Origin of the sequence: Agrobacterium tumefaciens (assembly GCF_013337285.1) — a bacterium.
GTDB lineage: Bacteria > Pseudomonadota > Alphaproteobacteria > Rhizobiales > Rhizobiaceae > Agrobacterium > Agrobacterium burrii.
In genome coordinates this window covers 292028-310849 of sequence record NZ_SUPW01000005.1, presented here as the reverse complement: position 1 = coordinate 310849, position 18822 = coordinate 292028, and the positions used below count along the sequence as shown (strand labels likewise).

16 protein-coding genes are annotated in these 18822 nt (G+C 58.7%); 12 read left to right on the top strand and 4 right to left on the bottom strand.

The features are described 5' to 3' along the window. The first annotated feature begins 6 nt into the window (after positions 1-6). Together FCH38_RS16070 and purH are read left to right on the top strand one after the other, a co-directional pair. Entirely contained in the window at positions 7-1674 is a 1668-nt protein-coding gene (locus FCH38_RS16070; RefSeq protein WP_174374389.1) for a heparinase II/III family protein, read from the top strand. 167 nt (positions 1675-1841) lie between these two features. Further along, positions 1842-3458, top strand: a complete 1617-nt coding sequence (gene purH / locus FCH38_RS16065) for a bifunctional phosphoribosylaminoimidazolecarboxamide formyltransferase/IMP cyclohydrolase (protein ID WP_174374350.1) — start codon at positions 1842-1844, stop codon at positions 3456-3458. 87 nt (positions 3459-3545) lie between these two features. Here the strand turns inward: purH and FCH38_RS16060 are convergent, their stop codons facing one another. Both FCH38_RS16060 and FCH38_RS16055 read right to left on the bottom strand, forming a co-directional pair. Next, entirely contained in the window at positions 3546-5078 is a 1533-nt protein-coding gene (locus FCH38_RS16060; RefSeq protein ID WP_174374349.1) for a UxaA family hydrolase, read from the bottom strand. A gap of 42 nt (positions 5079-5120) precedes the next feature. Beyond that, positions 5121-5813 carry a FadR/GntR family transcriptional regulator gene (locus FCH38_RS16055; RefSeq protein WP_153515419.1) on the bottom strand — a complete coding sequence of 231 codons (693 nt, stop codon included), beginning with the start codon at positions 5811-5813 and terminating at the stop codon, positions 5121-5123. Positions 5814-6070: 257 nt separating this feature from the next. Here FCH38_RS16055 and FCH38_RS16050 point away from each other — a divergent pair, with 257 nt between their 5' ends. The 9 genes from FCH38_RS16050 (at position 6071) to FCH38_RS16010 (ending at position 15386) form a co-directional block, all read left to right on the top strand. Continuing rightward, positions 6071-7633: a sugar ABC transporter ATP-binding protein gene (locus FCH38_RS16050; protein WP_174374348.1), complete on the top strand. Its 1563-nt coding sequence runs from the start codon at positions 6071-6073 to the stop codon at positions 7631-7633. 8 nt (positions 7634-7641) lie between these two features. Beyond that, entirely contained in the window at positions 7642-8664 is a 1023-nt protein-coding gene (locus FCH38_RS16045; protein ID WP_149900368.1) for an ABC transporter permease, read from the top strand. A gap of 76 nt (positions 8665-8740) precedes the next feature. Continuing rightward, complete coding sequence (locus tag FCH38_RS16040) at positions 8741-9682, top strand: ABC transporter substrate-binding protein (RefSeq protein WP_153515421.1); 942 nt, start codon at positions 8741-8743, stop codon at positions 9680-9682. 65 nt (positions 9683-9747) lie between these two features. After that, positions 9748-10761 (top strand): aldo/keto reductase, encoded by a 1014-nt coding sequence (locus tag FCH38_RS16035; RefSeq protein ID WP_174374347.1) that lies wholly within the window; start codon positions 9748-9750, stop codon positions 10759-10761. Positions 10762-10765: 4 nt separating this feature from the next. Further along, positions 10766-11587 carry an amidohydrolase family protein gene (locus FCH38_RS16030; RefSeq protein WP_174374346.1) on the top strand — a complete coding sequence of 274 codons (822 nt, stop codon included), beginning with the start codon at positions 10766-10768 and terminating at the stop codon, positions 11585-11587. Positions 11588-11590: 3 nt separating this feature from the next. Next, positions 11591-12601, top strand: a complete 1011-nt coding sequence (locus FCH38_RS16025; RefSeq protein ID WP_174374345.1) for a zinc-binding alcohol dehydrogenase family protein — start codon at positions 11591-11593, stop codon at positions 12599-12601. Further along, positions 12598-13731 carry a mannitol dehydrogenase family protein gene (locus tag FCH38_RS16020; RefSeq protein WP_174374344.1) on the top strand — a complete coding sequence of 378 codons (1134 nt, stop codon included), beginning with the start codon at positions 12598-12600 and terminating at the stop codon, positions 13729-13731. Before FCH38_RS16025 ends, FCH38_RS16020 begins: the two co-directional genes overlap by 4 nt. 11 nt (positions 13732-13742) lie before the next feature. Continuing rightward, positions 13743-14072, top strand: coding sequence for an L-rhamnose mutarotase (locus tag FCH38_RS16015; RefSeq protein ID WP_174374343.1), 330 nt, complete (start codon positions 13743-13745; stop codon positions 14070-14072). A 36-nt stretch (positions 14073-14108) separates the two neighbouring features. After that, positions 14109-15386, top strand: a complete 1278-nt coding sequence (locus tag FCH38_RS16010; protein WP_174374342.1) for an L-fuconate dehydratase — start codon at positions 14109-14111, stop codon at positions 15384-15386. Here FCH38_RS16010 and cobD read toward each other — a convergent pair. Beyond that, positions 15368-16414: a threonine-phosphate decarboxylase CobD gene (cobD, locus tag FCH38_RS16005; protein WP_174374341.1), complete on the bottom strand. Its 1047-nt coding sequence runs from the start codon at positions 16412-16414 to the stop codon at positions 15368-15370. The genes FCH38_RS16010 and cobD overlap by 19 nt on opposite strands. Between cobD and cbiB the strand changes: the two genes are divergently transcribed. Next, entirely contained in the window at positions 16413-17378 is a 966-nt protein-coding gene (cbiB, locus tag FCH38_RS16000; RefSeq protein WP_174374340.1) for an adenosylcobinamide-phosphate synthase CbiB, read from the top strand. The genes cobD and cbiB overlap by 2 nt on opposite strands. Here cbiB and FCH38_RS15995 read toward each other — a convergent pair. After that, the gene (locus tag FCH38_RS15995) at positions 17365-18822 is read right to left on the bottom strand and encodes a cobyric acid synthase (RefSeq protein WP_174374339.1); all 1458 of its coding nucleotides are present in this window, start codon (positions 18820-18822) and stop codon (positions 17365-17367) included. The two genes, cbiB and FCH38_RS15995, sit on opposite strands and share 14 nt — an antisense overlap.

The window sequence follows — 18822 nt, the reverse complement described above, 5'->3', positions numbered from 1 at the left end:
GGCAGCATGAATGCGGCCGGTCTTCTTTCACGGATGGCGTATCGTCATCTGTGTGTCGGCCTTACACCTTTGCGCCTGCATGTCTCGCGGTTTGCCAATCGTGTTCCCGATGGTCTGGTAGCGGCGCCTACGGATCTGAGGGCAATCGATCCCTATTTTGCCGAGGAATTGCTGCGTGGGCGCATCGCGCTTGCCGGTCGTGTCGTGGAAACCGGCGGCCTGTCGCCTTTTCAGGTGGATTATCCCTCGCTGGTTTTTGAGGAGCGGCTGCACGCCTTCGGCTGGTTGCGGCATATCCGTTCCGACAGGTCGAGCGAAGCCTGCAAGCGGGCGCGTCGCATTGTTGCCGAATGGATTGCCCTGAACGGCAGACGCGTTACCGGGATAGGCTGGTCTCCGGAGATCGCGGCGCAGCGGCTGATTGCCTGGCTGTCCCATTCCCCCGTCGTTTTATTCGAGGCCGATGCTGGTTTTTATCGCCGGTTCCTCAAAAGCCTCGCCTTTCATGTGCGTTATCTCGACAGGATCGTTAAACACGCACCTGATGGCGAGACGCGGCTGCGAATCAGGATCGCGCTTGCCATGGCCTCCATCGCCATGCCGACACGCCTTTCGCGTATCACTCGGCATGGAATGAAGCTGGCTCAGGAAATGGAACGCCAGATTCTGCCCGATGGCGGGCATGTGTCCCGCAACCCGCGGGTCATGCTTGATCTGCTGCTCGATCTTCTGCCGCTTCGGCAAAGTTATATCAATCTTGGCCACGATCTGCCCTCCGGGCTCGTGCCGGCGATAGATCGGATGTTTCCGGCAATCCGCTTTTTCAGGCATCAGGGTGGCGACCTCGCACTGTTCAACGGCGCGACGGCGACGCTTGCCAACGAGCTTGTCTCCGTGCTGCGTTATGATGAAACCGCTGGTCGGCCTTCGAAAATGCTGCCGGATGTGAATTACCATCGGCTTGCGACAGATGAGACCGTCATCATTGTGGATACGGGGTATCCCGGTTCGGCGGAGCTTTCGCGTAGTGCCCATTCGGGTTGCCTGTCCTTTGAGATGTCCTGCGGCAAGAACCGGTTCATCATCAATTCTGGCTTTCCGAAAAATGCAGCACCGGAATATCAGCGGGCCAGCCGGTCAACGGCCGCCCATTCCACCGTCACGCTTGCCGATACCTCCTCGTGCAGATTGTCTCGCTCCAGGCTGCTTGGCCCGATCATGATCTCCGGCGTCAGCCAGGTGGATAGTGAGCGTGGAACGGACGGAAATGGCAGCGATGTTCTCTGGGCATCACATGATGGATATTTGCAGAACTTCGGCTGCTATCACGAGCGAGAAATCGAACTGAATGCGGCCGGCACGAAGATAAAAGGGCGTGACTTGTTGCGAGCTGACGAGAATGTGGCGAAGACGCCATTGCAATCGATCTCGGCGGTTTCACGCTTCCACATCCATCCCCATATTCAGCTGCATCGGCGGGATGAGGAATCGGTTTATCTGGAAGCGACGGATGGGACCACCTGGCTGTTTTCAGCGCCGGGGCTGGAGGTTTTCGTGACCGAAGATGTGTTCATGGCCGATGCCTCCGGCATGCGGCCTTCGCAACAAATCGAGTTGCCTTTCAATCTCGCCAATACGCGGGAAATCCGCTGGATCATCGAACGCAAGGCCTGAGCCGCATCTCGCCCCGCAATCCGGGTGATTTCGGGCGAAAACTGCCCATAGTTTTCACCCTCCGTCATCCGTGCTGTTTATTAATCCGGTAAGCTGTGTTAACGCGGCGGCAATTGCTGGATCAATTCCATTTCAGCCTGTCCTCCCCGTTAAACGGAGTATGCCCGATGGCCGTCGTGTCCAAAAAAATTCCCGCCCCCGATAAAGTCAAAATCCGCACGGCGCTTCTTTCCGTGTCCGACAAGACTGACATCATCGAGCTGGCGACGGTCCTCTCCAAGCTTGGTGTCCGGCTGCTTTCGACCGGTGGAACGGCGAAGGCCATTGCCGATGCGGGGTTGCCGGTGACGGATGTTTCCGACGTGACCAATTTTCCCGAGATCATGGACGGTCGGGTCAAGACCCTGCATCCGAATGTGCATGGTGGGCTTCTGGCGATCCGGGATGATGCAGACCATGTAGAGGCGATGAAGGCACATGGCATTGAGGCGATCGATCTCTCGGTGATCAATCTTTATCCCTTTGAGGAAGTTCGCGCCAAGGGCGGCGATTATCCGACGACGGTCGAAAACATCGATATTGGCGGGCCGGCGATGATCCGCGCTTCCGCCAAGAACCATGCTTATGTCACCGTCGTTACCGATCCCTCCGACTATCCCGCGCTGGTCGAAGCCCTGCAGGCGGATGACGGGCAGACTTCCTATGCGCTGCGCCAGCGCTTTGCCGCCAAGGCCTATGCCCGCACGGCCGCCTATGACGCCGTGATTTCCAACTGGTTCGCTGAAGCGCTTTCGATAGAGACGCCGGATTACCGGGCCATCGGCGGTAGACTGAAGGAAAAGATGCGTTATGGCGAGAACCCGCATCAGAGCGCCGGTTTTTACCTGACCGGCGAAAAGCGTCCCGGCGTCGCAACCGCAACGTTGCTTCAGGGCAAGCAGCTTTCCTACAATAATATCAATGATACGGATGCGGCTTACGAGCTGGTGGCGGAATTCCTGCCGGAAAATGCACCAGCAGTCGCCATTATCAAGCATGCCAACCCCTGTGGCGTTGCGACCGGCCCGACACTTGCCGAAGCTTACCGGCGGGCGTTGGCCTGCGATTCCGTTTCGGCTTTTGGCGGCGTCATTGCCTTGAACCAAACGCTTGATGCGGAGACGGCGGAAGAGATCGTCAAGCTCTTCACCGAAGTCATCATTGCGCCTGACGTCACCGAAGAAGCCAAGTCCATCATTGCCCGGAAGCCGAACCTGCGCCTGCTGACCGCTGGCGGTCTACCGGACCCGCGCGCAGCCGGCATTACCGCGAAGACTGTTTCCGGCGGTCTGCTGGTGCAGAGCCGTGACAATGGCATGGTTGAGGATCTGGACCTCAAGGTTGTCACCAAGCGTGCGCCGACGGCGCAGGAGCTTGAGGACATGAAGTTCGCCTTCAAGATCGCCAAGCATGTGAAATCAAATGCCGTGATCTATGCCAAGGATGGACAGACGGCTGGTATCGGTGCCGGCCAGATGAGCCGGGTGGATTCCGCCCGCATCGCCGCCCAGAAGGCGGAAGATGCGGCCGAGGCCCTCGGCCTTGCCGAACCGCTGACGCGCGGCTCTGCCGTTGCTTCGGAAGCCTTCTACCCCTTCGCCGATGGTTTGCTTGCTGCGATTGCTGCGGGCGCTACCGCTGTCATCCAGCCGGGCGGCTCCATGCGTGATCAGGAAGTGATCGACGCTGCAAACGAGCATAATGTGACGATGGTGTTCACGGGCATGCGTCACTTCCGCCATTAAGGCGCGGACCTATGGTCAGGAATAGTTAAGGCCCGGAAAAGCGATTTCCGGGCCTTTTGTTTCACGTGGGACAATTTTGACCTTTGTTCAGGTCACCGCCCCGACCTGCCACGGCACGAATTCGTTGTCGCCGTAGTCGTAAATTTCGCTCACCGTCTTGTCGCCGGAAGCCACGGCCAGAATATGTTCGAAAATTCGTTTGCCGGATTCTTCGATAGTTTCTGTACCGGTAACAATCTCACCGCAGTTGATATCCATGTCTTCCTTCATGTGTTCATACATTTCGGAATTGGTGGCGATCTTGATGCAGGGTGACGGCTTGAAACCGGACACCGAGCCGCGGCCGGTGGTGAAACAGATGACGTTGCAGCCGCCGGCGACCTGGCCAGTAACGGCAACGGGATCGTAGCCGGGTGTATCCATGAAAACGAAACCTTGCTCGGTGACGGTCTCGGCGAATTCGTAAACGGCCTTCAACGGCATGGAACCGCCCTTGGCGACTGCACCCAGCGATTTCTCCAGAATGGTGGTCAGCCCACCGAGCTTGTTGCCATGGGAGGGGTTGTTGTTGAGTTCATCGCCATTGCGCGCGGTATAATCCCGCCACCAGTCGATGCGCTGCAACAGCTTTTCGGCGACCGCCGGGGTGACGGCGCGCTTTGTCAGCAGGTGCTCCGCGCCGTAAATCTCCGGTGTTTCGGAAAGAACCGTCGTGCCGCCATTGCGGACGATGAGGTCGGATGCATAACCCAAGGCCGGGTTCGCGGAGATGCCGGAGTAGCCATCCGAACCGCCGCATTCCAGCGCCACCTTCAGCTTCGAAAGCGGTTGTTCGGTACGGCGGGCGGCATTGACCATCGGCAGCATGGCCTTGATCTCGGTAATCGCCGCATCGATTGTCTTGCGCGTGCCGCCGTGCTGCTGGATCGTCATGGTGCGCAGCCGCTCGCCCTCTTCCATCTTGTAATGTTCGAGGATAGGGGCGATCTGGTTGGTTTCGCAGCCGAGGCCGATCAGCAGAATACCGCCGAAATTGGGATGGCGAGCATAACCCTGGATGGTGCGGATCAGAAGGCGATAGCCTTCCGATTTGGTATTCAGCGCGCAGCCCCCGCCGTGCGTCAGCGCTACGACGCCATCGACATTGTCGAAACCGTCAAGTCCACCCTGCTTGTTGAAGTAGTCGGCGATATAACGCGACACCGTGGCGGAACAGTTCACCGATGCGATGACGCCGATATAGTTGCGTGTGCCCACGCCGCCGAGCCCGCGATCATAACCCATGAAGGTGCGGCGCTCGGTTTCCGGCACCATGCCCTTTTCTTCGATATCGACGCTGAACTGATGTGTATGCTCGGAGGGCACCATTGCGAGATTGTGCAGATGCACGTGTCGGCCCGGTTCGATATCCTGAGTGGCGATACCGATCACCTGGCCGTATTTCAGTACCTCGTCTCCGGATTTGATGTATTTCAGGGCCACTTTGTGCCCGCGCCCGATCAACTCACGAGCCGTCAGATCGCCCCTCCCCGTCGCACCACCGGCCGGAATTGACCGGCGCGCCACCGCAACATTGTCGTTGGCGTTCAGCAAAATGGTTGCCTCGGAATTCTCACTCACGGGTTTTCCTCCTCCCGGTATATTGCCTGCTATGTTTTTAACTCAGCTTTCGACCCAGCGCCGCTTGGAGCCTTCCAGATGGATATGAATGGCCGCCTGCGCCAATAGCGGATCCTTGAGTTCGAGAGCTGCCAGAATGGCTTCGTGCTCCTGAAGCGCATGGGTCCAGGTATCCCGATCCTCGAATTTGACCCGCAACTGGGCTGAAATGGGGCTGTGTCGTTCGTCGAAAAGATTTGCCACCAGCCGTGTGAGGACGCTGTTGCCGGATTGTTCGGCAATGGTGACGTGAAACAGCCGATCCTGATCCAGCGGTTTGCGTCCGGCCTCGATTTCCTTCTGCATGGTATTCAGGATCTGGCGAAGGCTTGAGATCGTTTCATCTGTCATGCGGCTTGCCGCCAGCACGATGGTTGCGCCTTCCAGGGCGGCGCGCGCCTGCATCAGTTCAGAGGGGCTGTCGCCCAGCGATTTGGTGTGATGGGTAGTCTGGAGAGCCTCTGTCGATACATAGACACCGGAACCCATACGAATTTCGACAGTGTTGTCGATTTCAAGCGCAATCAGCGCCTCTCGCAACGAGGGTCTCGATACACCGAGCTTCTGCGCCAGCTCCCGTTCGGCCGGAAGCCGTGTTCCGGGCAGAAATTCACCGAGATCAATGAGTTCACGTATCTGGTCCGCTATCTGCTGATAGAGCCGGCGTGGTTCCGCTATTTTGGCCTGACCATTCATGTGTTTTTCGATAAGCCCTGTCTGCAATCTCTATTTGGCCTTACCGTAACGCCAAGCGTATCAATACGCAAGAAATTACTTAAATATAAGAATTTACAGAATTATATCTGTTTTCTATAGGTAGGCATTCCGTTCCTTTCAAAACCGTATTTCAAATTTTGGCCTAATTGGCTTGACCATTCAAAAAAACCGGCCTAACCATTTGGCCTGTTGAAGGCACCCCGGTGGAGCGGGGAACACGGGTGGGAGGTTTCCAGATGCCGCAGGGCGCATCGACAATTCGGGGCGATTTTTCGCCTGAGGAGACGGGCGCGGAGCGTTCGGCCCTCCTGCGTCTTGAAAACATCAGCAAGGAATTTCCGGGCGTCAAGGCGCTGTCGAATGTGCATTTCGATCTGCGCAGCGGCGAAGTGCACGCTGTCTGCGGCGAGAATGGCGCTGGAAAATCGACACTGATGAAAATCATCAGCGGCGTTTACCAGCCGAGCGACGGCACGATCCTGCACAAGGGCGTGAAGGTGCAATATGCATCGCCGCTGGAGTCCGAAGCTGCAGGCATCGCTATTATCCATCAGGAACTCAACCTCGTTCCTCATCTCTCCGTTGCCGAAAACATCTATCTTGCCCGCGAGCCGCGCCGTGGCTTTCTCGTCGACCGCAAAAAGCTGTGCCTCGATGCCAAACGCTGTCTCGATCGGCTGGGAGTCGATATCGACCCCGATCAGATTGTGCGTGGCCTCTCCGTCGCCCAATGTCAGATGGTGGAGATCGCCAAGGCGCTCTCTCTTGACGCTGAAGTGCTCATCATGGACGAGCCAACCTCCTCGCTGACCGAGCAGGAAACGCGGCTGCTGTTTAAGGTCATTCGCGATCTCAAGGCATCCGGTGTCGGCATTGTCTATATTTCTCATCGTCTTGATGAAATGGCCGAGATCGTCGATCGCGTGACGGTTCTGCGCGACGGGCGTTATATTTCTACCGACGATTTCGCTTCGATCACCGTTGACGATATCGTCACGCGCATGGTCGGGCGCTCACTGGAAGACAAGTTCCCGGAGCGCACATCGAATCCCTCCGAAGATATCATCTTCTCTGCCGAGGGATTGACGCGCGCGGGCGTGTTTCAGAATGTCTCCTTCTCACTGCGGCGCGGCGAAATTCTCGGTTTTGCCGGGCTGATGGGGGCTGGGCGCACCGAGGTGGCGCGTGCGATCTTCGGAGCCGATGCCCTCGATAGTGGAAAAATCGTTTTTGAGAGCCGCGAGCTTTCCATTCGCTCACCGCAGGACGCCATCAGGGAAGGCATTGCCTATCTGTCGGAAGATAGAAAGAGCGATGGTCTGGCCATCAAGATGTCCGTTGCTGCAAACACAACTCTTGCCAATATCGGCGAGGTTTCCAACCGTTTCGGACTGATCGATTTCAAGAAGCACGACGATGTCGCCAGACGTTACGTCGACCTTCTGAATATTCGCACGCCTTCCATCCAGCAGACGGTGCGGCTGCTCTCTGGTGGTAATCAGCAGAAAATCATCATCGGCAAATGGCTGTTCCGGCAGTCGCGTGTGCTCTTCTTCGATGAGCCGACGCGCGGCATCGATGTCGGCGCGAAATTCGCGATCTACAAGATCATGGACGAACTGGCTGCGAAGGGCATCGGCGTTGTTCTCATCAGTTCAGAGCTGCCGGAAATTCTCGGGCTGACGGATCGCATCGCCGTTTTCCACCAGGGCCGGATCACGGGCGTGCTTGAGACCGCCAAGACCAATCAGGAAGAAATCATGCGGTATGCGTCCGGTTACGGCCGGGCCGCGCAGTGAGGAACGACATGGCCAATATTGCAGAACCAAAGAAGAGCTTCGCTTTCAGCGACCGCCAAAAGGACATCATCCAGAAATTTGCGGCGCTTGGCAGCCTCGTTGCGCTTGTAGCGGTCTTCTCCGCAACCAGCAGCGCTTTCTTCACCGTTAATAATGGCATGACGATCGCATTGCAGGTCACGTCCATCGCGCTGCTGGGTATCGGCGCAACCTGCGTCATCATCACCGGCGGTATCGATCTTTCCGTTGGCTCAGTGCTTGCGCTCGCCGGCGTCGTTGCAGCCCTTGCGGTGAAAGAACTTGGCATGCCGGTGCCGATCGGCATGTTTCTCGGCATTCTGACGGGGTCGCTTTGCGGCTTCATCAACGGCCTGCTTGTCACACGCTTTAAGCTGCCGCCCTTTATCGCCACACTTGGCATGATGCTGATCGCCCGCGGCGTGGCCCTGCAGATCACCGGTGCGCGTGCTGTTTCTGGCCTCGGCGAATCCTTCGGCGAACTCGGCAATGGCGCTCTCTTCCGCATCGTCAATATCGGTGACGACGGCTTCCCGAACGTGGTGTTTCCGGGCATCCCCTACCCTGTCATCCTGATGGTGGTGATTGCGCTTGCGGTTTCCTTCATGCTCAACCGCTCGATCCTCGGCCGTCATATCTATGCCGTCGGTTCCAATGCGGATGCGGCGCGCCTGTCTGGCGTGAACGTCGCCCGCGTTACCAATTTCACCTACATTCTGTCCGGCACGCTCGCTGGACTGACGGGCTGCGTGCTGATGTCGCGCCTCGTCACCGCCCAGCCGAATGAAGGCGTGATGTATGAGCTGGATGCGATTGCCAGTGCCGTCATTGGCGGCACATCGCTGATCGGGGGCGTTGGTACCATTTCCGGCACAGCCATCGGCGCCTTCGTCATCGGTATCCTGCGCAACGGTCTCAATATGAACGGCGTCTCCGCCTTCACGCAACAGATCATCATCGGCCTCGTCATTCTGGTCACCGTCTGGATCGACCAGTTGCGCAACCGCCGCTGATCAAGGGCCTGCGGACCCTTTCCGCAAAAAAGATCGGCAAGGGGAGGCCCGGTATGCCGACATCACGGAGGAAGAAATGAACAAACTTGCGACCGCCCTTCTGACATCCGCAATCGCGCTGTGGAGCGTTTCCACCGTGCAGGCCGGCGAAATCGCCGTCATTGTCAAGACCGTCAACTCCACTTTCTGGCAGAACGTCCAGAAGGGCGCCGATGCGGCGATGAAGAACTCTTCCGGCAACACCATGACTTTCCAGGGTCCGGCTGCCGAATCCGCGATCGCCGACCAGGTCAACATGGTTGAAAACGCCATCAACCGTAAGGTCGCAGGCATTGTTCTTGCCCCTTCCGATCCGGATGCACTGGTTCCGGCCGTCAAGAAGGCCTGGGAAGCCCGTATTCCCGTGGTTCTGATCGACTCGCAGCTGGCCAGCGGCTCGGAGCAATATTACCAGTCGTTCCTCGCGACCGATAACAAGAAAGCCGGCGAACTGGCAGCGCAGGCGCTGATCGACAAGGTGGGCAAGGAAGGCAAGATTGCCGTCATGTCATACGTCGCCGGCGCCGGTTCGGAAATTGGCCGCGTTGGCGGTTTCACCGATTACATCCAGATGAATTCCAACCTTAAGATTGTCGGTCCTTTCTATTCGCAGTCGCAGATGGCGACCGCGCTGAACCAGACCACCGACGTTCTGGCCGCGAATTCCGATCTGAAGGGCATCTTCGGCGCCAATGAGCCGACGGCAATCGGCGTTGGCCGTGCGCTCGCCCAGACCGGTAAGGCCGGCAAGGTCATCGGCATCGGCTTCGACGGCAATCAGGACCTTCAGGGCTTCGTCAAGGACGGCACGCTGGCCGGCATCGTCGTTCAGGGTTCCTACCAGATGGGTGAAAAGGGTGTGGAAACCATCACCAAGCTCATCAACAAGGAAAAGGTTGAGAAGTTCGTCGACACTGGCGTCGTTGTCGTCACTAAGGACAACGTTGAAAAGCCGGAAGCCAAGAACGTTCTGTACTAATGCATGACGGCGCGCCGCTTTACGGCGGCGCGCCTTTTCAAAGAAAAACCCGGAAAGTCCCTGCGATGAAAGTCTCCGATACACGCAAATTGCCGCGCCGCGCCGTTGACGTCACGGTCATGGGCCTCGGCTGCGCCCAGATGGGCAATCTCTACCGCGTTACGCCCTATGAAGAGTCCAAAGGTGCGTTCGATACGGCATGGGAAAGCGGCATGCGTTATTTCGATACCGCGCCCTTTTACGGTTACACGCGATCGGAGCGTCGTCTCGGCACCATGGTAACGGAGCATGAGCGGAGCGATTATACACTCAGCACCAAGGTCGGTCGTGTGATGGTTCCGGATGAAACCGTCGGCCCGGAAGAGGACGCCTATATCGCGCCGTTGCCGTTCCGCCCGACTTATGATTATTCCTATGACGGTATCCTGCGTTCCTTCGAGGCTAGCCAGCAGCGGCTGGGTGTTCTGAAGCCGGATATTCTTTATGTGCATGATATCGGCTCCTTCACCCATGGCGAAAAGCACCAGCATTACTGGGAGCAGCTGACCACTGGCGGCGGCTTCCGGGCGCTTGGCAAACTGCGTGAAGAAGGGTCGACCGGAGCTGTTGGCCTTGGCGTCAACGAATGGCAGATCGTTAGCGACGCGATGGATGTCTTCGATATCGACGTCGCCATGCTTGCCGGTCGTTATACGCTCCTGGAACAGCAGAGCCTTGCCTTCATGAACCGCTGTGCTGAAAGCGGCGTGGGCATCGTCGTCGCCGGTGCGTTCAATTCGGGCATTCTGGCCGGCAACCGCAAGTTCAACTACGCCGATGCGCCTGCCGATATCCTCACGCGCGTCGATGCGCTGCAGGGCGTTTGCGAGGAGCTGAGCGTGTCGTTGCAGGCGGCCGCGCTGCAATTTCCGCTCGCCCATCCGGCTTCGGTCACGGTCGTGTCAGGCGCGCGCAATGCGCAGCAGCTTGCCTCCAATATCGAATGGTTCGAACAGCCTATCCCGGATGAATTCTGGTCTGAGTTGCACAGGCGCGGCCTGATTGCCGAAGGTTCGCCCGTACCCGGCGGAAAGGCCTGAGGCCATGATCATCGACGCCCACCAGCATTTCTGGTTGATGAAGGACCGCGCCGGGCAATGGCCGCCGCCGTCGCTCGCCGCCATCTACCGGGATTTTCTTCCGGCCGATCTGTCGCCGTTATTGGCCGAAGCCGGTGTCTCCGGCACGGTGCTGGTGCAGACGATGGAGACTGCGGTCGATACGGATTTCATGCTGGAGCTGGCGGAAAAGACCGACTTCATCAAGGGCGTGGTCGGCTGGGTGGACATGAAGTCTCCCGATGCGGTGACGGAAATTGCCCGCCGGGCAAAACATCCGGCCTTCAAGGGAGTGCGCCCCATGCTGCAGGGCATGGAAGATATTGCCTGGATCGACGATCAGGCGCTGGATGCCGCCGTGGAAGCGTTGGTGAAACACGGGCTGGTCTTTGATGCGCTGGTGTTGCCGCCCAATCTGCCGCATCTCCTTTCCTTTGCCCGCCGTTATCCGCAATTGCCTGTTGTCATCGATCATGGTGCGAAGCCATTGATCGCTACCGGTCATTATAGCGGCTGGCGGAGCGACATGGCGGCTCTGGCTGCTCTTCCCAACGTCCATTGCAAGCTCTCCGGCCTGCTGACGGAGCGTGGCGATCAGCGGCCGGAAGCGGTTCGGCCCTATGCCGAAACCATTCTGGAAATCTTCGGTGCCGACCGCGCGATCTTCGGCAGCGACTGGCCGGTGTTGCGACTGGCGGGAGATTATCAGGGCTGGCTGGATTTCTGCCGCGACATCGTGCCGGCAGAGGACCATGCGGCAGTTTTTGGCGGCAACGCCATCCGTTTTTATTCCCTTTCTGACAGGTGATGCATGCTGGCGATTTTCTGTGACACTCCCGGTCAACTCACCGCCAAGGACCTGCCGAAGCCTCTTCGTGGCGAAGGTGAAGTGCTGGTGCGCATCCGGCGCATCGGTGTCTGCGGTACGGATTTACACATCTTCACAGGCAACCAGCCCTATCTTTCCTACCCACGCATCATGGGCCACGAGCTTTCCGGGACAGTGGAAGAGGCACCGGAAGGCAGCGATCTTACGGCAGGCGACGTCGTCACCGTCATCCCTTATATTTCCTGCGGTGAGTGCAGCGCCTGCCTGAAAGGCAAGAGCAATTGCTGCCGCAATATCGGCGTTCTCGGCGTTCATCGCGACGGCGGCATGGTCGAATATCTGAGCGTGCCGCAGCAATTCGTGCTGAAGGCGGAGGGGCTGAGCCTCGATCAGGCAGCCATGACTGAATTTCTGGCCATTGGCGCCCATGCGGTCCGCCGTGGAGCGGTCGAGAAAGGACAGAAGGTCCTGATCGTCGGCGCCGGCCCGATCGGCATGGCGGTTGCGGTTTTTGCGGCTCTCGATGGTGGCGAGGTGACCATGATCGACGGGCGCACCGACCGGCTGGATTTCTGCAAGCAGCACCTCGGTGTTGCCCACACGGTAACGCTTGGTGAAGGCGACAAAGACCGCCTTTACGATATTACCGGCGGTGATTTCTTCGATGCGGTTTTTGATGCGACGGGCAATCCGAAGGCCATGGAGCGCGGGTTTTCCTTCGTCGGGCATGGCGGCTCCTATGTGCTGGTATCCATCGTCGCCAGCGATATCAGCTTCAACGATCCGGAGTTTCACAAGCGCGAGACGACGCTGCTCGGCAGCCGCAACGCCACGCCTGAGGATTTCGAACGCGTTTTGCAGGCGCTGCGGGAAGGCAAGGTACCTGAAGCGCTGATCACCCACCGTATGACGCTTGCCGATGTGCCTTCCAAATTCGCCGGTCTGACCGATCCGAAAGCCGGAGTGATCAAAGGCATGGTGGAGGTCGCATGACAGCTGACACGCCCATTCTGCAATTTGGCACCAGCCGCTTTCTTCTGGCGCATGCGGATTTGTTCGTTTCGCAGGCGCTGGATAAAGGCGAGGCTCTTGGACATATCGCTATTGTCCAGACGACCGGCAATGCGGAAAGCCTGAAGCGTGTTGCGGCACTGAACAGCGGAGCGCCCTACCCTGTGCGCATTCGCGGTATCAGCGATGGGCAGGAAGTGGAAGAGGAAATTCCGGGTAAGGCTGTCGCACGCGCGCTGACGGCCGCGACCGACTGGGCCGAAGTGCGGCGTCTTGCCTGCGTGGCCGAGGTTATCCTGTCCAATACGGGCGATCGCGGTTATGAGCTGGATTCCGCTGACGGTCCTGGCCTTGCGGCCGATTTCACGGTGGTGCCGAAAAGCTTTCCGGCGAAGCTCTGCACGTTGCTGCTGGAGCGTTTTCAGAGCAATCCGGAAGCGCCTTTGTCGATCTTCCCCTGCGAGCTTGTGCCGCGCAATGGCGAAAGGCTGCAGCAAGTCATTCGCCAGCTTGCAGACGAGTGGCGGCTGCCGGCGGGGTTTGCCTTTTATCTCAACGAGAAATGCCGTTTCGCCAATAGTCTGGTCGATCGCATCGTCTCCGAGCCGATCGATCCAGTTGGTGCGGTGGCGGAGCCCTATGCGCTCTGGGCGATCGAGAGGCAGGAAGGGCTCGTTTTGCCATGCGCTCACCCTGCGATCGTGCTGACGGATGATCTCGACCACTACGAAAAACTGAAGCTCTTTCTGCTCAATCTCGGCCATTCCTATCTGGCCGAGCGCTGGATGCAGGATGCCCGGGCCAAGGACGAGACGGTGCGGCAGGCAATGGCCGACGACGCTCTCGTTACGGATCTGGAAACGCTGTGGCGGGACGAGGTTCTGCCGGTCTTTGCTGCCGAAGGCATGGGAGATGAGGCTGCGGTCTATATCGGTGTGTTGCGCGAACGTTTGCGCAATCCTTTTCTCGCGCATCGGCTGGCCGATATCGCCGGTAACCACGATGAAAAGAAGCGTCGTCGATTCATCCCGATCATCGCTGCTGCAGAACGGCTGGGGTTGAACCTGCCGCAACACGGGCTGCGCGCGGCGCTTGCCACCATCAAGCAATAACGGAGTTTTTCATGCAGCGTATGGGCATGGTCATAGGCGTCAAACCGGACATGATCGTGGAGTATAAAAGGCTGCACGCTGCCGTCTGGCCGGAAGTTCTGGCGCTCATCAGCGACAGCAACATCCGTAACTATACGATCTTCCTGCGTGAACCGGAAAATCTGCTGTTCGGTTATTGGGAATATCACGGCACGGATTTCAGCGCTGACATGGCGAAGATAGCCGCAAGCCCCAAGAACCAGGAATGGTGGTCTTTCACCATTCCCTGCCAGCAACCGCTCGAAAGCCGCAAGCAAGACGAGTGGTGGGCGATGATGGAAGAAACCTTCCACCACGATTGAACGATTTCCTTTGACACTGACCGCGAGTAACCGGCCATGACCAAAATTACAGATCTGCGTGTTTTCGACCTGCGTTTCCCGACCTCCCAGAGCCTCGACGGTTCGGATGCGATGAACCCCGACCCGGATTATTCGGCGGCTTATGTCATTCTCGACACCGACGAGCCGGGCCTGAAGGGCCATGGCCTGACCTTCACCATCGGCCGTGGCAATGACATTTGCTGCATGGCGATCGAAGCGATGCGGCATCTGGTGGTCGGCACCGATCTTGCCATGGTTACCGAGAACCCCGGCAAATATTGGCGGCATCTGACGAGCGACAGCCAGCTGCGCTGGATCGGCCCGGACAAGGGTGCGATGCATCTCGCCACCGGTGCCGTCGTCAATGCGGTCTGGGATCTGCTTGCGAAGAAGGCGGGCAAGCCGGTGTGGCAGCTTGTTGCCGATATGAGCGCGGAAGAAATCGCCGATATCGTCGATTACCGTTATCTGACCGATGTGCTGACCCGCGACGATGCGCTTGCGATCCTCAAAAAGGCCGAAAGCGGCAAGAAGGAACGTATCGAAACGCTGAAGAACGAGGGTTATGCCTGCTACACGACGTCGGCCGGATGGCTCGGTTATGACGACGCCAAGCTGCGTCGTCTTTGCCAGGAAGCCATCGATGCCGGTTTCAACCATGTGAAGATGAAGGTCGGTCGCGATCTGGAGGATGACATCCGCCGTCTCACCATCGCCCGCGAGGTGATTGGCCCCGACCGTTATCTGATGATCGATGCCAATCAGGTGTGGGAAGTGGATCAGGCAATCGAGTGGGTGAACAAGCTCGCCTTTTCCAAGCCCTTCTTCATCGAAGAGCCGACCAGCCCGGACGATATCGCCGGCCATCGCAAGATTCGCGCAGCCATTGGTTCCGTGAAGGTAGCAACTGGTGAAATGTGCCAGAACCGCATCATGTTCAAGCAGTTCATCGCCGAAGGCGCCATCGATGTGGTGCAGATCGACAGCTGCCGTATGGGTGGGCTGAATGAAGTGCTGGCTGTGCTGCTGATTGCCGCCAAATACAATCTACCGGTCTGGCCGCATGCCGGTGGCGTCGGCCTTTGCGAATATGTGCAGCACCTGTCGATGATCGACTACCTGGTGGTATCGGGCACCAAGGAAGGTCGCGTCATCGAATATGTGGATCACTTGCACGAGCACTTCATCGAGCCTTGCGATATCCGCAACGCCGCTTACATGCCGCCGAAACTGCCGGGCTTCTCCATCGAAATGAAGCCGGATTCGATTGAGACCTACACCTTCGAGGGATGATAGAAAGAGAGCAGCGCTTCATCGAGGCGCTGCCAGTCCGCTTCGCTGCCGGGAAGGCCGAAACGCATGTCGTTCGGCCTTTCATCGAAAATGCGGACCAGAATGCCGCGCCGACCGAGATGGCCGAACAGCGCTGTGGCACGCTTGTCCCGAACGAGCGTGAAGAGGGACGTGCCGCCGGCGATTTCCAGCCTCGCTTCCTTCAGCAGGTCATTCATGCGCCGGGCTTCTTTAGCGAGCTGGAGGCGCATGGATGATTGCCATTCCTCGTCTGCCAAAGCTTCGGTCGCAATATGCAGTGCCGGGCCGGAAACTGCCCACGGGCCTAAGTTTGCTTCCAGTGCGGCAGCAATATCGGGACGCGCAATCGCGAAACCGAGCCGCACGCCAGCCATGCCATAAAATTTGCCGAAGGATCGCAGCACAATCAGCGCCTCGTGATCCGCAGCATTTGCGAGGCTTTCCGCCCCTCCTGCGTCGACAAAGGCTTCATCCACGACGAGCATGCCGCCTTTACGACGCATCGAATCGGCGAGAGACAGCAAAGCCTCTCGATCCGTGATGCGGCCATCGGGATTGTTGGGATTGACCACCACCACATAGTCGTGAGCTGACAGGTCGCCAAGATTTTCAACTTCGGTCACGGTTAGTCCGGCCATGCGCGCGGTGCGGGCATGTTCGGCATAGGCGGGCGAAAGCACGGCCCCGCTTTTTGCCCCACGGGAAAGCGCGACTTGAGCGAGTAACGGCATCAACATCTGGGTGCCGGGAGACAGCGTGACATGCGAGGCAGAAGGCGCGCCAAAATGGGCTGCTGCCAGCTGCTTCAAATCTTCGGCGGCATCCGGTTCCGGCAGGCGGGCGAATGCGCTGGCGGGAACCGGCGAATGCGGATAGGAGTGCGGATTGATCCCGGTCGAAAGGTCGATCCACGGTTCAGGCGCGTCAGGAAACATCAGGCGCGCCTTGCCGAGATTGCCGCCGTGACGGATCGCTCCTTGAGCCTTTTCTGGTACTGTCTCGCCCATGTTCTTTGCTCTCGCTTTCCTGTCGCTCGTGATCGAACGCCTGACCGGCTATCCGGACTGGCTGTTCAATCGCATCGGCCACCCCGTCACCTGGATCGGTTCGCTTATCGCGCTGCTGGACAAAAAATGGAACCGGGAGAGCGCGTCATTTTCGCAGCGTAAGGCGGCGGGCGTGGCGGCTCTGGTGGTTTTTGCCGGTCTCACCGTCATTCTTGCATGGTTTGCGCAATCGATTCTGCTTCTCCTGCCCTTTGGCCTGTTGGCTGTGGCGATCCTCGGTGCTTCGCTTCCGGCGCAGAAAAGTCTGGAACAGCATGTGGAAGCTGTTGCCACCGCTCTGGAGCGCGAGGGGGTGGAAGGTGGCCGCAAGGCTGTATCGATGATCGTTGGTCGTGATCCGCAAAAGCTGGATGAGGCGGCGATCTGCCGGGCGGCGATTGAAAGTCTGGCCGAGAATTTTTCTGACGGTATCGTTGCCCCTGCCCTTTGGCTCGGCCTGTTGGGCCTGCCGGGCGGCGCGGCCTATAAGGCGATAAATACGGCCGACAGCATGATCGGCCATCGTTCGCCACGCCATGGAGCCTTTGGTTGGGCCTCGGCCCGGCTGGACGATCTGGTCAATCTGCCGGCGTCGAGGTTGAGCGGCGTTCTTTTCGTAGTGGCAGCTTTTTTTGTGAAGGGCGCGTCGCCCAAGGGCGCCATCGCTGCGATCCGTCGTGATGCGCACCACCATCGTTCCCCCAATGCCGGCTGGCCGGAGGCGGCGCTGGCTGGTGCTCTTGGCTTTGCACTTGCCGGCCCCCGCTCCTATGGCGGGCAGATGATTGATGCGGGTTTCATGGGTGAAGGCGGAAGAGCGACGCTGGTTGCCGGCGATATTCGCACCGCGCTGCGGCTGGCGCGGATCGCAGATGTCTTGCTGATCGGCCTGTTTGGGCTGCTGGCGATCCTTATCGCGCTATAGACAGCAGCCGGTCGAGATCGAGGTGCTGTTCCATATGTGTCGCCAGACGGTCAAGAACGGCGTCCACTTGCGCATCGTAATTCAGATGGGTGCCCTCACCGCCAAGCCGCTCCAGCCATGCGCTGCGCTGGCCGTTATCCGCAAAAAGCCCGTGAATATAGGTGCCGAAGATGCGGCCGTCGGGCGAGATGGCGCCATCGGCATGTCCGTCGATCATCGAGAACGGCTGGTTATCCGCAGCACCCTTGGTTTCGCCGACATGCATTTCATAGCCGGATAAATCAATTCCGTCGAAACTCCTGCCCTGCACGGAAACCAGCCGTTTGTCGCCGGTCAAAACCGTATCGACATCCAGCAAGCCAAGCCCGTCAATCGTCGCCAGCGGCCCTTCTATGCCGTCAGGATCAGCGACGGTTTTCCCCAGCATCTGGTATCCGCCGCATAGGCCAAGAACATAGCCACCACGCCGGGCATGGGCCTTGATATCGATATCGAGACCCGCATTTTTCAACACGGCCAAATCGGCGATGGTGGATTTCGAGCCGCAAAGCAGCACCAGCCGGCAATCGGCAGGAATGGTTTCGCCCGGCCGCACGCGGATCAGTTCCACATCCGGTTCCATGTCCAGCGGATCGAGATCGTCGAAATTGGAAATATGTGGCAGGATTGGCACCGCGATGCGGATCTTTGCGCCCGGTTTCTGCTGGGCAGGGCCGGAAAGACCGAGAGCATCTTCCGCCGGCAGTTTCGCGGCATCGGAAAAATGCGGCAGAAGCCCAATGGAGGCCCAATCGGTCTTTTCCGCAATCATCCGCATGCCATCTGAAAACAGCGCCGGATCGCCGCGAAAGCGGTTGACGATGAAACCTTCGATCATTGCCGCATCGCCCGGCTCAAGCACTGCCTTGGTGCCGACGAGGCTGGCGATGACGCCGCCCCGATCGATATCGCCGATCAGGATTACGGGCACATTTGCCGCACGGGCAAAACCCATATTGGCGATGTCATTGGCGCGAAGGTTGATTTCAGACGCGCTGCCCGCTCCTTCCACGAGCACAAGATCGGCCCGTAGTTTCAGGTGCTCAAAGCTTTCCAGCACAAGCGGCATCAGCCCGGCCTTCATGTGCTGATAATCGGCCGCTCTGGCATTACCGACGATCTTGCCCTGCACCACCACCTGTGCGCCGGTCTCGCTCTGTGGTTTCAGGAGTACCGGGTTCATGTGAACGGAGAGCGGCACACCCGCCGCCCGCGCCTGCAGCGCCTGGGCGCGGCCGATCTCGCCGCCATCGGCGGTGACCGCCGCATTATTCGACATGTTCTGCGGTTTGAACGGCATGACGGACAGGCCGCGCTTGACGAAAGCACGGGCAAGGCCGGCCACCATCAGCGATTTGCCGACGTCCGAGCCGGTTCCCTGAAACATCAGCACCCGCGCAGTCAT

Excerpts from the sequence above, each read along its gene's own strand:
- FCH38_RS16070 (WP_174374389.1), top strand. The coding sequence starts at position 7 with ATGAATGCGGCCGGTCTTCTTTCACGGATGGCGTATCGTCATCTGTGT.
- purH (WP_174374350.1), top strand. The coding sequence starts at position 1,842 with ATGGCCGTCGTGTCCAAAAAAATTCCCGCCCCCGATAAAGTCAAAATC.
- FCH38_RS16055 (WP_153515419.1), bottom strand. The coding sequence starts at position 5,813 with ATGAATGGTCAGGCCAAAATAGCGGAACCACGCCGGCTCTATCAGCAG.
- FCH38_RS16050 (WP_174374348.1), top strand. The coding sequence starts at position 6,071 with ATGCCGCAGGGCGCATCGACAATTCGGGGCGATTTTTCGCCTGAGGAG.
- FCH38_RS16045 (WP_149900368.1), top strand. The coding sequence starts at position 7,642 with ATGGCCAATATTGCAGAACCAAAGAAGAGCTTCGCTTTCAGCGACCGC.
- FCH38_RS16040 (WP_153515421.1), top strand. The coding sequence starts at position 8,741 with ATGAACAAACTTGCGACCGCCCTTCTGACATCCGCAATCGCGCTGTGG.
- FCH38_RS16035 (WP_174374347.1), top strand. The coding sequence starts at position 9,748 with ATGAAAGTCTCCGATACACGCAAATTGCCGCGCCGCGCCGTTGACGTC.
- FCH38_RS16030 (WP_174374346.1), top strand. The coding sequence starts at position 10,766 with ATGATCATCGACGCCCACCAGCATTTCTGGTTGATGAAGGACCGCGCC.
- FCH38_RS16025 (WP_174374345.1), top strand. The coding sequence starts at position 11,591 with ATGCTGGCGATTTTCTGTGACACTCCCGGTCAACTCACCGCCAAGGAC.
- FCH38_RS16020 (WP_174374344.1), top strand. The coding sequence starts at position 12,598 with ATGACAGCTGACACGCCCATTCTGCAATTTGGCACCAGCCGCTTTCTT.
- FCH38_RS16015 (WP_174374343.1), top strand. The coding sequence starts at position 13,743 with ATGCAGCGTATGGGCATGGTCATAGGCGTCAAACCGGACATGATCGTG.
- FCH38_RS16010 (WP_174374342.1), top strand. The coding sequence starts at position 14,109 with ATGACCAAAATTACAGATCTGCGTGTTTTCGACCTGCGTTTCCCGACC.
- cbiB (WP_174374340.1), top strand. The coding sequence starts at position 16,413 with ATGTTCTTTGCTCTCGCTTTCCTGTCGCTCGTGATCGAACGCCTGACC.
- cobD (WP_174374341.1), bottom strand. The coding sequence starts at position 16,414 with ATGGGCGAGACAGTACCAGAAAAGGCTCAAGGAGCGATCCGTCACGGC.
- FCH38_RS15995 (WP_174374339.1), bottom strand. The coding sequence starts at position 18,822 with ATGACTGCGCGGGTGCTGATGTTTCAGGGAACCGGCTCGGACGTCGGC.